The 14,367-nt window shown below is 56.2% G+C and carries 14 protein-coding genes; 12 read left to right on the top strand and 2 right to left on the bottom strand.

What is annotated here, in order from left to right; all coding sequences use genetic code 11:
• Positions 1–30: 30 nt before the first annotated feature.
• Positions 31–1,488: a sulfatase family protein gene (locus ACIX8_RS08915; protein WP_014265010.1), complete on the bottom strand. Its 1,458-nt coding sequence runs from the start codon at positions 1,486–1,488 to the stop codon at positions 31–33.
• A 150-nt stretch (positions 1,489–1,638) separates the two neighbouring features.
• Between ACIX8_RS08915 and cobG the strand changes: the two genes are divergently transcribed.
• The 8 genes from cobG to cobF are packed head-to-tail and all read left to right on the top strand — an operon-like array spanning position 1,639 to position 9,011.
• Entirely contained in the window at positions 1,639–2,925 is a 1,287-nt protein-coding gene (gene cobG, locus ACIX8_RS08925) for a precorrin-3B synthase (RefSeq protein WP_014265011.1), read from the top strand.
• Positions 2,922–3,551: a precorrin-8X methylmutase gene (locus tag ACIX8_RS08930; protein ID WP_014265012.1), complete on the top strand. Its 630-nt coding sequence runs from the start codon at positions 2,922–2,924 to the stop codon at positions 3,549–3,551. The genes cobG and ACIX8_RS08930 overlap by 4 nt, the downstream gene beginning before the upstream one ends.
• On the top strand, positions 3,548–5,059 hold the full coding sequence (locus tag ACIX8_RS08935) for a precorrin-2 C(20)-methyltransferase (RefSeq protein WP_014265013.1): 1,512 nt from the start codon (positions 3,548–3,550) through the stop codon (positions 5,057–5,059). Before ACIX8_RS08930 ends, ACIX8_RS08935 begins: the two co-directional genes overlap by 4 nt.
• Positions 5,060–5,080: 21 nt before the next feature.
• Positions 5,081–6,304, top strand: coding sequence for a bifunctional cobalt-precorrin-7 (C(5))-methyltransferase/cobalt-precorrin-6B (C(15))-methyltransferase (locus ACIX8_RS08940; protein ID WP_014265014.1), 1,224 nt, complete (start codon positions 5,081–5,083; stop codon positions 6,302–6,304).
• A complete protein-coding gene (locus tag ACIX8_RS08945) occupies positions 6,301–6,666 on the top strand; it encodes a cobalamin biosynthesis protein (RefSeq protein ID WP_044176425.1) in 366 nt (121 codons plus the stop codon). Before ACIX8_RS08940 ends, ACIX8_RS08945 begins: the two co-directional genes overlap by 4 nt.
• Complete coding sequence (cobM, locus tag ACIX8_RS08950; protein ID WP_014265016.1) at positions 6,663–7,421, top strand: precorrin-4 C(11)-methyltransferase; 759 nt, start codon at positions 6,663–6,665, stop codon at positions 7,419–7,421. Before ACIX8_RS08945 ends, cobM begins: the two co-directional genes overlap by 4 nt.
• A gap of 19 nt (positions 7,422–7,440) precedes the next feature.
• Positions 7,441–8,250 (top strand): cobalt-precorrin-6A reductase, encoded by an 810-nt coding sequence (locus ACIX8_RS08955; protein WP_014265017.1) that lies wholly within the window; start codon positions 7,441–7,443, stop codon positions 8,248–8,250.
• Positions 8,247–9,011, top strand: coding sequence for a precorrin-6A synthase (deacetylating) (cobF, locus tag ACIX8_RS08960; protein ID WP_014265018.1), 765 nt, complete (start codon positions 8,247–8,249; stop codon positions 9,009–9,011). The genes ACIX8_RS08955 and cobF overlap by 4 nt, the downstream gene beginning before the upstream one ends.
• 36 nt (positions 9,012–9,047) lie before the next feature.
• Here cobF and ACIX8_RS08965 read toward each other — a convergent pair whose 3' ends face one another.
• Positions 9,048–9,737: an LVIVD repeat-containing protein gene (locus ACIX8_RS08965; protein ID WP_014265019.1), complete on the bottom strand. Its 690-nt coding sequence runs from the start codon at positions 9,735–9,737 to the stop codon at positions 9,048–9,050.
• Between the two features lie 220 nt (positions 9,738–9,957).
• Here ACIX8_RS08965 and ACIX8_RS08970 point away from each other — a divergent pair, with 220 nt between their 5' ends.
• The 4 genes from ACIX8_RS08970 (at position 9,958) to ACIX8_RS24480 (ending at position 14,318) form a co-directional block, all read left to right on the top strand.
• Entirely contained in the window at positions 9,958–11,376 is a 1,419-nt protein-coding gene (locus ACIX8_RS08970; RefSeq protein ID WP_014265020.1) for an MATE family efflux transporter, read from the top strand.
• A gap of 102 nt (positions 11,377–11,478) precedes the next feature.
• Positions 11,479–12,159: a hypothetical protein gene (locus ACIX8_RS08975; RefSeq protein ID WP_014265021.1), complete on the top strand. Its 681-nt coding sequence runs from the start codon at positions 11,479–11,481 to the stop codon at positions 12,157–12,159.
• Between the two features lie 142 nt (positions 12,160–12,301).
• Positions 12,302–12,865: a hypothetical protein gene (locus ACIX8_RS08980; RefSeq protein ID WP_014265022.1), complete on the top strand. Its 564-nt coding sequence runs from the start codon at positions 12,302–12,304 to the stop codon at positions 12,863–12,865.
• A 586-nt stretch (positions 12,866–13,451) separates the two neighbouring features.
• Positions 13,452–14,318 (top strand): TIGR03435 family protein, encoded by an 867-nt coding sequence (locus ACIX8_RS24480; RefSeq protein WP_014265023.1) that lies wholly within the window; start codon positions 13,452–13,454, stop codon positions 14,316–14,318.
• Positions 14,319–14,367: the final 49 nt, after the last annotated feature.

Here is a 14,367-nt window from a genome sequence, read left to right on the forward strand (position 1 = left end):
GCGCAGAACAAGGACTACTCCGCCGTGAATCTAGGCTGAACGCTTTCTCTCGGGAACCGCCGCGCTGAGTCGTTCGAGCCTCTCCCAGAGTTCTTTTTGCAGGTCCTGATATTGAGGCTGTCCGTAGAGGTTGTTTACCTCGTTGGGGTCGTTCTGCAGGTCGTACATCTCGTACTCCTGCGGGTCCCTGGTGTAGTGGATGAGCTTGTAGCGCTCCGTCCGCACGCCGCGGCAGGGAGGTGTGGCTTCGGGATTGGGCCACTCGAAGTATTCGTAGTACCACTCTGTGCGGAAGGCGGGGTCGGCCTTTTCGGCCAGAGGAAGCACACTCTTTCCCTGCATGTTTGCTGGCTTTTCAATCCCTGCCAGGTCGAGCAATGTAGGCGCGAGGTCGGTGTCCAGCACCATCTCATTCCGAACGGTGCCCGCCTTGATGCGTTTGGGATAGCGGATCATCAGGGGCACGCGGATGGAAGGCTCGTGCATCAGGCGCTTGTCGAAGAGTCGCCACTCCCCGAGAAAGTAGCCATGGTCGGAACCATGCAGGATGGCCGTATCGTCGAGCAGTTTGCGACGCTCTAGATAGGCGAGGACTTCGCCGATCAGATCGTCCACACCCACGAGAGCCGCATAGTAATCCTTGGTGATCTCTTCGAGAGACCGTGGAGTATCGACCATGACAGTGGTGCCGATCTTGTTTTCCGCGGCGGCGAAGCAGCGGGCCTTGCCGGGATAATCCTTCAGGTCATCATCGAAGGTGGCAGGCTTAGGGATTACCGTATCGCGGTATAGATCAAGATACCGCCTGGGCCGATAGAACGGCGCATGGGGAGCCATGAACCAGATCAGCAGGCAGAATGGTTTGTCGCCGCGGTCTTCGTCCAGCCAATTCAGCCCACGCTGGACGGCGAGATCGTCAGCCCAGACGTTCTTGTAGCGCTTCTCAGGGCCTATCTTTCCCCTGCGGCCTTCCTTGTAGGTGGGGTTGTAGTAGTTGTTCGAGGGCGCATTGTGGCCGAAGTAGTAGTCCCAATAACGGTCTTCCGCGCCATTGCGGAGATGCGTCTTGCCGACGATGCCGACCTCATACCCGGCAGCGCGCAGGATGTCGGTAAACAGGGGGATATCTTCCGGCAGAGGCGTTCCCGCATCCTCGTTGGCATAGGCTCCCGTCGACTTGCTGTACATGCCGGTCATCGCCACGGCGCGGGCGGGAGCGCAGAGGGCATTAGTGCAGAAGGCATTGGTAAAACGCATGCCCTCCCGTCCAAGGCGGTCGTGATGGGGCGTCTTGAGGATCGGGTTTCCGGCAAGCGAAAGGGCGTCGGCCCGCTGGCCTTCTCCGAAGAAGAAGATGAGATTTGGCTGTTTTGCGGGCTTTGAGGGTGTCTCCGCTTCGCCTTGCCGGGAAGAGGCAAGGATGGTTCCTGCAAGCGCTAGAGAGCCCTGAAGAAACTCTCGCCGGTTCGGTTCTGTAGACTGCGGCACCTGGTTTTCCCCCGTGTGTATGCGGCTGTGTGCCGCCGTAGATGGATACGGTGTTTGAAGAGCGAGGTTCGTACTGAGACAATCTATATCAGACGCGGAAGAGTGGCTGTTGTATCGGCCCTCAGCGTCTTTCGGTCAGGGACAGAGCAGATGCGAGTTGGAGATAAATTTTGCCCGGGAATTCTTCACGCCGTTCCTGCGAAAGACGGTTTGCTCCTGCGTATCCGAGTCCCTGGCGGGCTGATACAGCCAGACCAACTGGGCGTTATCGCGGAGCTTTCTGCGACGCTGGGGGACGGTCAAATAGAGATCACCTCGCGCGCCAACCTGCAGCTTCGCGCGATTCAACCCCAGGATCTCGCCAAACTCGTAGAAGGCCTCATCGCCGCTGACCTTCTTCCTTCGCGCGAACATGATCGCGTTCGCAATATCATTGCCAGCCCTTTTGCCGGTCTGGACCGCCAGGAACTGCTGGATACCGTGCCGCTTGTCCGTGAGCTGGATGATCGTCTTACTGCGGATTCGGCCTTTGCGGAGCTGCATCCCAAGTTCAGCATGGCCCTGGACGGAGGCGGTAGATGGTTCAGTCGCGAGACGGATGATCTCGCCCTGCGCGCTGTAAGGGCAGGGGATGAGGTCTTTTTTCAGCTTTTGGTTGGCGGTGAACCCTCAGACATGAGTGTGACATCTGCCCGGGCGGTTGACTGTATGCTTGAGGCTGCACGGATCTCGCTGCGGATCGCCAGGCAGTTCGAGATACCCGTTCGAGGGAGAAGAATCATCGCTGTGCCCGGTGCTACTGCAACCATGATGGAAGGTCTTTCTGAATTTTTAACTCCCTGCACCCTGCCGCATGATTTTGCAGTTGAGGTCGAGACGCCGGTTGGTATCAGCCCAACGAGGCATGCCGGGCTGGCCAGCGTCAGCCCGTCGGTCCCCCTGGGCCGGTTGCAGGCAGGGCAGGCACGGTTGCTCTCCACGATCTCAAAGGACTATGAGAGCAGTCTGAGGCTTGCTCCCTGGCGCGGCATCGTTCTGGGTGCGATCCCTGAGCGGGCTGTTCGTGAGGTGAGCATACAGCTTGATGCTGCGGGGCTCTCTCTTGATGGGAAAGATGGGTACCGGGGCCTCTCTGCCTGCGCTGGAATTCATGGCTGTGATGCTTCCTTAGGCGATGTGCGAGCTGTAGCGGTGTCGCTGGCGCGGCAACTCGCGGGCCGTGAGATCAAGCCGGGATGGACCGTGAATATCTCCGGGTGCGAGAAGCGTTGTGCGATGCGCAACGGCGCGACGGCGGAGATGGAAGCCAACGAGTCGGGTTACAGTTTGAAGCTTCACGGAGTCTCTGTTGCCTCGCACTCTTCTCCTGCTGCTGCGATGGAAGCGATCGTAGCCTGCCACAAAGATCAAGATTTTGCTGCTGAGGTTGATTCATGAAGATGACTTATACGAAAGACGCCGGTGCAATCTATCGGGAGTCTTTCGCCATTATCCGGGCTGAGGCGGACCTGTCTGCCTTCCCGAAAGACCTTGCTCGTGTTGTGGTGCGGATGATCCACGCCTGCGGCATGACGGACCTCCCGCAATATGTTGCGGCCTCCCCTGACGCTACAGAAGCCGGCATGGAGGCTCTTCGTGCCGGAGCGACGATCCTCTGCGACGCAAACATGGTGGCGAACGGAGTCACCCGGTCGAGACTTCCACGGAACAATGAAGTGCTTTGCACGCTGGGCGATCCTCAGACTGTGGAGCTGGCGAAGAAGCTGGAAACAACGCGTAGCGCCGCTGCCTTGGAGCTTTGGCGCGACAAGCTGGAGGGCTCGGTTGTGGTGATCGGGAATGCGCCAACGGCGTTGTTCCGTTTGCTGGAGATGCTGGAGGAGAACGCACCCCGTCCGGCGCTGATTATTGGAGTTCCGGTAGGCTTCGTCGGCGCGGCGGAGTCGAAGGAGGCTCTCATGGCCAGTCCGTTGAATCTTCCTTACCTAACCATTCAAGGACGTCGTGGCGGCAGTGCCATTGCCGCCGCCGCTGTCAACGCACTTGCAAGTGAGGCCGAATGATCGAAACCCAGAAAGCAGGACGATTATTCGGTGTGGGGCTTGGACCGGGCGATCCCGAGCTGGTGACGCTCAAGGCTCTGCGGCTTGTGCGTCAGGCGCAGGTGATTGCCTATCCCAGTGCCAAGCACGGCCAGAGCAATGCTCGCTCCATCGTTAGCCACGAGCTGGTACACGGGCAGATCGAGCTGCCGATGCTCTATCCGATCACGACGGAGCTGACCGATCATCCCGGCGGCTACGAGGGCGCAATCTCGGATTTCTACGATGCCATGGCGAAGGAGATTGCCATCCATCTCGACCAGGGCCGGGACGTGGCGATTCTCTGTGAGGGAGACCCTTTCTTTTATGGGTCGTACATGTACCTTCACGACAGGCTGGCGCATCGCTTTGTGACGGAGGTTATTCCGGGCGTTCCCTCCATCATGGCTGCGGCCGCAAGATTCGGAACGCCGCTGGTGAGGAGAAACTCCGAACTGGTTGTGTTGCCCGCAACCCTCTCTGAAGATGAGTTAGCGTCGCGGCTGAATACCTCTAGTTCCTTTGCCATTATTAAACTGGGCCGTAACTTCGCAAAGGTAGAGCGTGCGCTTGTCCGGGCCGGCCTTGCCGATAGGGCCCTCTTTATCGAGCGCGCAACGATGCCCAATGAGCGCATCCTGAAGCTGAGCGAGGTTGATCCACTGAACGTTGCTTACTTCTCGCTGATTCTGATTCCGGATTTAAGTGGGTGCGTGAAGGATATAGCCGCGGAGGATCTGGGCCGGATCACGGTTGTAGGACTTGGGCCCGGTGCGGCTGGCTGGATCACTCCGGAGGCTCAGCAGGCGCTGGACGATGCGACGGATGTTGTTGGCTATAAGACCTATCTGGATCGTGTTCCTGTAAAACCCGGTCAGCGCCGCTATGGCTCGGACAACAAGGTCGAGGCAGAGCGCGCGCGTCATGCTCTCTCGCTGGCGGAGTCAGGGCGTCGAGTGTGTGTGGTTTCGTCCGGTGATCCCGGCATCTTTGCGATGGCTTCGGCTGTGTTGGAGTCCGTGGAGCAGGGGCCAGAGGAATGGCGTTCGCTCGATATCCATGTCGTTCCGGGCCTGTCGGCGATGCAGGCTGCGGCTTCGAGGGTCGGAGCTCCTTTAGGGCATGACTTCTGCGTTCTTTCTCTCTCCGATCGGCTGAAACCTTGGGAGGTGATTGTGAAGCGGCTGCACGCCGCTGCCTCCGCGGACTTTGCGCTGGCTCTCTACAACCCTATTTCGTCCGAGCGCACATGGCAGTTGTCGGAGGCGCAGTCGATCCTCGCGCAATACAGGGCACCCGAAACGCCCGTTGTGCTTGCCCGCAGCGTTGGCAGATCGGACGAGAAGATTGTTTTCACCGATCTCGGAAGGCTCGATCCCTCATTGGTTGATATGCAAACACTGGTTCTGGTTGGCTCGTCGACCACTCGCCAGTTCACTCTCGCGAACGGCAGGCAACTGATCTACACTCCGCGGAGCTATGGGGTTTAATCCTATGCAGACGGAGTTGCGATGACGGAGGACAAACAGCCCTGGCTGACGATCGTCGGCATCGGAGAAGATGGCTGGGACGGCCTCAACGCAGAAGCGAAGCGGGCCATCGCGTCTGCTGACATTCTGTTTGGCGGAGTTCGTCATCTGGCGCATGTGCCTGAGGGGGCTGTGTCGAGAGTTGCATGGCCGTCTCCCATGGCCTCTGCGGTGCAGGAGATCTTGACGACGCATCGAGGACAGGGAAGCGTTGTCGTCCTCGCCAGCGGCGATCCAATGCTCTATGGGGTCGGCGTGACGCTGACTCGTGACTTGTCTCCATCAGAGTTTCGCGTAATTCCTCAGGTCTCTGCGTTCTCGCTGGCTTGCGCACGAATGGGTTGGCCAGTTGCGGAGACGGTGCTTGTTTCCCTGGTAAGCCGCCCGATGGAGCAACTTCATCGGCATCTTTTTCCTGGGCAGCGGCTCGTGGTTTACTCCGAAGACGGTGCGACGCCAAAGCATGTTGCTCAGTGGCTTACGAGTGAGGGCTATGGTTCGAGCCGCCTAAATGTCTTTGAGAATCTGGGTGGTGCTGCAGAGAATCATCGTGAGTCGTTGGCAAAGGAATGGTCTACAGAGCGATGCGGTGATTTAAACCTGATTGCATTTGTCTGTGTTGCTGATGCTGGAATTAAATCCTTCTCTCCAGTTACAGGCTTGCCGGAAGAGGCTTTTGAAACCGATGGCCAACTGACGAAGCGTGAGGTTCGTGCTGCTACGCTCGCCCGGCTCGCTCCTTTGCCGGGACAGCGGCTATGGGACGTAGGCGCAGGTTCAGGGACTATTGGTATCGAATGGATGCGGGCGCATCCTTCGTGTTCCTGCATCGCCTTTGAAGCGCGACAGGATCGAGTTCACAATATTCAAATAAATGCCCAGCGTCTGGGTGTGCCGGCTTTGAAGGTTGTTACGGGGACAGCGCCTGACAGCTTCGAGGGGTTGGCTAATCCGGATGCCATCTTTATCGGAGGCGGCCTCACTTCCGAACGCCTGTTTGAAGAGTGCTGGGAGAGACTCGCCTCCGGTGGACGATTGGTTGCGAATGCCGTAACCATCGAAAGTGAAGCACGCCTTGCAGCCCTGCATAAGACGCACGGCGGTGAATTAGTGCGAATTCTTGTTGCGCGTGCTGAACCGATCGGTGGCACTCTTGTTTGGCGACACCTGATGCCTATTACGCAGTGGGCAGTTGTGAAACCATGAGCCAGCATGTTTCGATAGGGATTGGCTGCTCCTCTCGCGCGACGGTCGAGGATGTTCTCCAACTCGTCAAGAGTTGTGCTGTCGAGATCGCGCCTGACTCGATTGTCGCGACGCTTGATCGCCGTTCAACGATCGGAGAAGCTGTAGCAGCAAACTTAGGATTACGACTTATGTTATTTCCCGCAGATAGACTCGCTCAGGTTCCTGGCGTCACGAATCCTTCTTCTCTGGCCTCTGCAACGGTTGGCACTTCCAGCGTTGCGGAGGCCGCAGCATTAGCCGCTCTGGGCCCGAGAGCGCGGCTCACTGTAACGCGTCAGACAGGACGCTTCTGCACCTGCGCCGTGGCGGTGATCGCATGAGCGTTCACTTTATCGGTGCCGGTCCGGGAGCGGCAGATCTACTTACTCTTCGAGGCCGTGACTTAATTCAGAAGTCCCAGGTGTGTCTCTACGCCGGCTCTCTGGTGCCGAAGGAAGTGCTTGCGCATGCTCCGGCCGGTGCTCGCATCATCGATTCTGCTGAGATGAACCTTGACGAGATTATTGCCGTAATCGCTGCGGCGCATGAGGAAGGTCTTGATGTCGCGCGCATTCATTCGGGAGATCTCTCCATCTGGAGCACGATGGCGGAGCAGATTCGCCGCCTCACTCAGCTCGGCATTCCCTACGATGTGACTCCCGGTGTTCCTTCCTTTGCCGCTGCCGCCGCTGCTCTGAGCCAGGAGCTGACACTACCCGAGATCGCCCAGACCCTGATCCTGACACGGACTTCGACTCGATCAACCCCCATGCCTCTTGGGGAAGATCTCACCACGCTGGGCAAGACCGGGGCAACGATGGCCATCCATCTCTCGATCATGAATCTCGAGATGGTGACCTCGCAGTTATTGCCGCTGTATGGAGCGGACTGTCCCGTCGTGGTGGTGTATCGAGCCAGTTGGCCGGACCAGGCTATTCTGCGAGGGACGTTGTCTACGATTCAAGAGATCGTTGCTGCCTCAGGTATCAACAAGAATGCCCTGATTTTAGTCGGCAAATCTCTTGGCCAATCGGTCTTCGGTGAGAGCTATCTTTACTCCGCATCCAGAGATAGGGAACCGGAAGCAAAAGCGTAGGGATTCAAGAGAGAAGGAAATGCAGACGCTGCACGACATTACATCGAAGGACGCTCCGCCACGCGTATTGATCCTCGGTGGAACCGGAGAGGGTGCGCAGCTTGCTGCCAGACTTGCAGAGAGAACAGACTTCATTGTGATCTCGTCGCTTGCCGGTCGAATCGGCGAACCTAAACTTCCCCAGGGTCTTGTCAGGGTGGGTGGTTTCGGTGGTCTTGATGCACTCGCCTCTTATCTCGTGAAGGAAGAGATTAAAGCAGTGATTGACGCGACCCATCCTTTCGCCGCGAAGATCAGCCACAACGCCGCAATCGCGTGCAGTCGCACGGGATTACCGTTGATCGCTCTGCGTCGTCCACCCTGGGGAAAGATCGACGGAGACCTATGGCATGAGGTTGACGACTTTCAGAGTGCGGCCAGCTTTGTGGAGGCTAAGAAAGCTCGCGTATTTCTTTCTATTGGCCGCCAGGAAGTAGGTGCGTTCTCAGGGTGCAGGGATGCATGGTTTCTGATTCGCGCCATTGAGATGCCTGGTGAAGGTCTGCCGCCTCATCACGAAGTGATCCTGCAACGTGGTCCCTTTGCGCTTGAGGATGAACTGCATTTGCTGCGCAAGTATTCCATCGATTATCTGGTTTCGAAAAATAGTGGCGGTTCGGCAACTTACACCAAGATCGAAGCTGCTCGTTTCCTTAAGATTCCGGTGGTGATGATCAACCGGCCTCTCAAGCCCTCTGTCCCGTGCGTCGGGACAGTCGAAGAGGCTATCGATAGGCTTGAATGTCTCGTGCCTGCTGTTTCTAAATATTCGGAGGAGTGCAGAGGATGAGAAAGCTTTACGTCATTGGCATTGGTGCGGGTGATCCGGAACAGGTCACCATGCAGGCGATCCGAACGATGAACCTGGTCGATGTGTTTTTCTTCCTTAGCAAAGGGGACGCCAAAGACGATCTCCTGCGTATCAGAAAAGAGATCTGCGATCGCTATATCGAACAGGGAACGTACAAGGCGATTGAAGTTACAGATCCGGAGCGTGATCCTTCGATAACACCCTACTCTGCACGTGTTGAGGCGTGGCATCTGGAGAGGGCTCTTATTTATGAAGGGCTGATCGAACGAGAGCTGGGCGAGGAGGATTGCGGCGGCATTCTGGTATGGGGAGATCCTTCTCTCTACGACAGTACGCTGCGGGTTATTGATCAAGTTCTCAAGCGGGGCAACGTTCATTTTGACTATGAGGTGATTCCAGGAATTACCAGCGTCCAGGCCTTGGCCGCGCGTCACAAGATCGTCTTGAACGGTATTGGGGAATCGGTGTGTGTGACGACTGGCCGTCAATTAGCGGCTACTGGTCTGCCAGACAATACTGAAAATGTAGTCGTTATGCTGGACGGTAATAACTCCTATAAGAACCTGGCGGACCCCGACCTTCATATTTATTGGGGAGCTTATCTCGGAACCGAGAACGAGATCCTGCTCTCCGGGAAGCTTGGTGAGCTTGCCGAGACGATCGAAGCAACGCGCGCCGAAGCCAGAAAGCGTAACGGTTGGATCATGGATATCTATCTCCTCAGAAAATCAGATTTGTGATCTTCTGAGATTGATTAAATCTCCCACCTATCCCCACTACTTATCATCGATGGTGTTTGTCCAGTGGGGAGCCGTAGCTGCCAGCTTCCGTTCAGCGCCGATATTTCGTATGACGGTTAGTCCCTGTGTTCCGAGCAGGTAGGTCGTGCCGTTGCTTTCGTCCGTCTGCTGTTGCACGACGCCCTTTACGATCGCGATGGCATGCGAGGCCAAAGGCTCAATCACTTCATAGTCCTGAGGGGCAGGGGGACTTTGGGTGTTGGTTTTGTTCTCCGCTACCGGGACAATGTAGCAGGAGTTTGTCGCCGCTCCAACGGCTTTGAGGACAGGCTCTTTCGGCTTGCTCAGATCGATGATTGCCGTTCCGCGCCCATCGCGATAGCGAATCATCTCCAGCGATTGACCGGCAGGCTGCACGAAATCGAAGGCCGCGGGCGCATTAATCTCCGACAGCTTTTTGAACTTGATTCTTCCGGGATCTGAAACATCGAAGATGGCAATCTGTCGCCCGTTGTCTTGTTCGATGTACAGATAGAGCGTAGCCGGATTCACGAGGTGAAGGTCCATTGCCAGGCCCTGTTGCTGTGCCTGCTGCGGCAACTTGTTCTCGGGCACGATGACAAGGCCCTCTGCAATTGTCTTCGCCTCGCAAAGGGCTGATTGAGCTACCAGGACTACTCCTAAAAGAAAGCCAGCCGAACGGCCGGTAAATCCGAGAATTGACATTGAGAGCTGCTCCCTGTGTCGCAGATTGTTGTTGCGATCATTAAGATGAGCTTCGGCATATTGAAGGTGCTGAATACTTTGTATGAGGTGTATGCGAAATGGGAATAGTGGATTGGCATGTTGAACTGAGGCTTATCGAGATCTATGGGCCAGAATGAGGTTTGAGGATTCGCTGCCGACCGCGAATTGAATGTCATGACACCGCAGTATCATAACGAGCATGCAATTGCAGACAACGAGCAAACCGGAGATCTCGCCGAGTCTCTGGCAATCCATCAAAGAATCTCTACGTGGCAGCCATCAGGACTACACGACGGGTAGCCTGAACCGGTCGATTCTTCTGCTCGCCATTCCCATGGTGCTGGAGATGGTGCTCGAATCGCTTTTTGCCGTGGTGGATGTCTTCTGGGTCAGTCGGCTGGGTGCGGATGCTACTGCCACGGTGGGTTTGACGGAGTCGGTTCTCACTCTGGTCTTTGCTGTGGGGATGGGCCTTGGCATGTCGACCACGGCCATGGTCGCGCGTCGCATAGGCGAGAAGGATGCGGATGGTGCCGCCATCTCTGCGGTTCAGGCGATGATCCTGGGCTTCATTGCCTCCCTGGTGCTCGGTGTTCCGCTTTACTTTTTTGCGCCCCATCTGCTTGGGCTGATGGGTGCGTCGCCTGCCATTATCGCCAGTGGAGTGAACTACACGCGGATCGTGCTGGGCGGCTCCGGCATCGTGCTGATGTTGTTCCTGAACAACGCTATCTTCCGTGGCGCGGGCGATGCCGCCATTGCCATGCGTCTGCTTTGGGTCTCGAACATTCTCAACCTGATCCTCGATCCGTGTCTTATCTTCGGCCTTGGATCCTTTCCCCGGATGGGCGTTACGGGCGCAGCGCTCGCGACCTTTACCGGGCGTGGTATCGGCGTTCTTTACCAGTTCTACCGGCTGGGCAAGGGAACGGAACGGCTGCAGATCCTCTCGCGCCACATGAGATTGCAGGGCGCCGTTCTCTGGCGCCTGGTGCGTGTGTCGTTATCCGGCATTCTTCAATTTCTTATCAGCCAGGCCAGTTGGATCGGCCTCGTTCGCATTGTGAGTATCTTCGGCGCTCCTGCCCTGGCCGGATACACCATCGGCATTCGCATCGTCATCTTCGCGATTCTGCCCTCCTGGGGATTGAGTAACGCTGCCGCTACACTCGTGGGGCAGAACCTTGGAGCGGGCCATCCTGACCGCGCCCGCAATGCCGTGTGGAGAACAGGCCTGTGGAACATGGTCTTTCTCGGTTCCGTGGGCATCGTCTTTATCGTCTTTGCTCCCTTTATCATCGGCCTGTTCACGAGCGACCCAGCGGTAGCGGCTGTAGCCGTTAATAGTTTGCGCATCTTCAGTTGCGGGAACATCGCCTATGCCTATGGCATGGTGCTTCTGCAGGCATTCAACGGAGCTGGGGACACGGTCACACCTACCTACATCAATCTCTTCGGCTTCTGGATCGTCGAGATCCCTCTGGCGTGGTGGCTGGCGATGCATACCCGGATGCACGTCAATGGAGTCTTCGTCTCCGTGGTCGTGGCGCAGTCCGTCATTGTGCTCATCAGCCTGGTGCTCTTTCGACAGGGGCGATGGGCTACGCGGCGCATCTGAAGGGGACCGGATAGGCTCCGGATTATGTGGGGCGATTTTGGTTGCTCGCTTTACAGAACCTTCATCTTAGATTTCTTCCGGCTTCCTATAATCGGAAGACTCATGAACGCTCCAATCGTATTTGTCAGCGGAAGCAAAGGCGGCGTCGGTAAATCCATCACCTCGATGGCAGTGCTCGACTACTTCACCACGCAGCATACATTTCTGAAGCTGATTGAGTCGGACAAGAGCAATCCTGACGTATGGAGCTCTTACGGCAGCACCGTCGAGAGCGAAGGTGTGGACTTGGACGACGTTGAAGGCTGGATCCAGCTCGTAAACATCTGCGACGCACAGCCCTTCAAGGCGATTGTGGTCAATACGCCCGCGCGCAACAATATGGGCGTTCGTGCCCATGGAGCGATCCTGCGCGACTCCCTGAAGGAGTTGGGACGTCCCCTCGTGACGCTGTGGGTGATCAATCGGCAACGCGACAGCCTGGAGTTGCTGAAAGAGTATATGGAGCTGATGCCGGATGGGGTGACCCATGTCGTCAAGAATGGATACTTCGGAGAAGAGCGGAAGTTCGAGCTCTACGAGAAGAGCCCCGTTCATGAGAGCATCCAGCAGCAGAACGGCAAGAGCCTCTTCCTGCCGGACCTGGCGGATAGAGTCACGGACGAGCTTTACAGCAAAAGAATCACCCTGGCGGAAGCGGCCCAGCAGTTGAAGGTCGGCGACAGGGCAGAGCTGCAGCGATGGAGAACAGCGGTTGCAGAGATGCTGACCTCCATCGGGCTTTGATTCCCATAGACGATAGCAGTCTTCTGGAAGACTGGCGGTCCCGGTTTTATCTCACGTCATAAGGGGTTCCCAGCAGTGTATTCGATACCGTAAAGTAAACCTTTTGCCGAGAATACCGGTCTATCAGGTTAACGAGGTCGCGATGAAACTGCGTTTATCCTCTCTTCTTTTACTGGCTGCGCTTTGCGCAAGGGGCCATGCCCAGCAGCCGCAAGGGGCGGTTGAAGCCCTGCGTAGCCTGTGTTCGCAACCGGCGAATCATACCGCGTTTACCTTCGATCACAACATGCTCCAGGTGGCAGAGGGCTATATCGACGATGGCTCAGAGGGGAAACGCGCCTTCGCCGCGCTGAACAGTATTACGGTGGAGAACTTTCACTACCACGAGCCGGCGTTCTACCTCCCCGAAAGCATGTCCGCGCTAGTAGCGGTTTATAACGCTGCGGGTTGGAAGCACCTGGTCAACCAGAATGCGCCACCGCGCGAGTCTGCTTCGCCTCATGCGCCGATCACCGATCTGTGGCTGCACTTTCGCAGCGGCGAGATCGACGATGTGACCGTGCTGGTGCGGGGACAACGCGAGATGAACCTGATTGAAGTTTCAGGTGCGCTGCGGCCGCTCGATCTCGTGCACTTGAGCGGGCACTTTGGCATTCCGAAGATCGATCCGAATGCTGTGATGGTGCCTGCGCCTCCAGGGAAGTAGTTTTATTGTCCGTGCCCTGTCGTTCCTCGCTTCGAGGCGTTTTAATAATCCCACGAGCTCATGCGCTTGGAGTCACGATCTAATTCAGTTTTCTAAAGCTAAATAGGCCAGTCCGTCATGGGCTGGCCTTTTGCTGTGTTCGGAATCACAGAACGTATCCAAATAGAAGTTTGCGTGATTCGCCTGGGATGATGAATAAGCGAATCGTAGACGCCTGTCTGTTGCAATTGGCGAGTTGCGGTCGCTATATCGTTTCCACGATTTCGCCTTGACAAGGCGAGCAGAGCACTCTACCGTTCCCACATCGGAATTTCGTTAAGGATTCGCGATAACTACTCCCACACAACAGAGGTGTTTCCGTGTCTTTCTTCGCGATATCAGGACATGCGTATCAACCGCCAAGTCCCCATCTAAACATCCATCCTCGATAACAAATACATCACTCAAGCCAATAGACCCACTTGGCGGACGGCTCAATTGGACCAGCCTGTGTCTTGATCTGTAGAGGTAAAGACGAGGCACTATTCATAACGAATAACTGAGGTTAGGGGAGACCCCAGCCATACCTTATTAGAGAAAGCGATCAATGAAGCCGATTTTGCTCGCAGCGCTAATTACACTGGGGTGTCTCTCTGCTACTACGCCCAGTGTTGGACAGGTCCAATCGGACGGTGTTGTCCAAACGCCAAATCAGAATGGGCCTTCGAATGGTCGTATCCCGGTGTTTGACGTTGTTTTGATTAAGCCGAACAAGTCCGAAACTCAAATGCAAGAAACTCAACCACCCGATGGCTTCGGTGTAAAAGCTATCTCGCTCGAGGAGCTTATTGCCTTAGCGTACAACGGTACGCCCTTCCTGTTGGATTCTCTGATTGAGAATGCACCGAAGTGGGCTAAATCTGACAGATTCGATATTGAAGCGAAGGTCGATAGCTCCGAGATGGACACCATGAAAGCTGTGAACAATGAAGATTATTTCGCAGCTATGATGCGCGGCGCTCCGACAACCAGGATGCTGATGCTACAGGCGCTGCTGCGTGATCACTTCAAGCTCATGGCGCATTTTCAGACAAAGGATCTTTCGGTTTATGCCCTGACCGTGCTGAAGGGAAAGCTCAAACTGAAAGAATCCGATACCACTGACGTTCTTAAGACAGAAGCCCGTTTCAGTGATGGTGAACTTACAGGAAGACGGATGACGTTGAGCATCCTACCGCCTTTTCTCATGATGCAGCTCGGGAAGCCGGTTATAGATCAGACCAATCTGAAGGGACGCTACGACTTCGACCTGAGGTGGACACCGGAGGGCCGCTCAGACGAAGAGGCTGGAGCGAATCCCCCTCCCGGATTGTTGACTGCTATCCAGGAAGAACTAGGGTTGAAATTAAACGCTACGAAAGGGCCGGCAAAAGTCTTGGTAATAGATCATGTCGAGCGACCATCAGAAAACTAGCCTTTCAGTCAGCCGCTACATCTATTTGACTGAACAGTGAAGGCTATAT

It is taken from the genome of Granulicella mallensis MP5ACTX8, from assembly GCF_000178955.2.
GTDB lineage: Bacteria > Acidobacteriota > Terriglobia > Terriglobales > Acidobacteriaceae > Granulicella > Granulicella mallensis.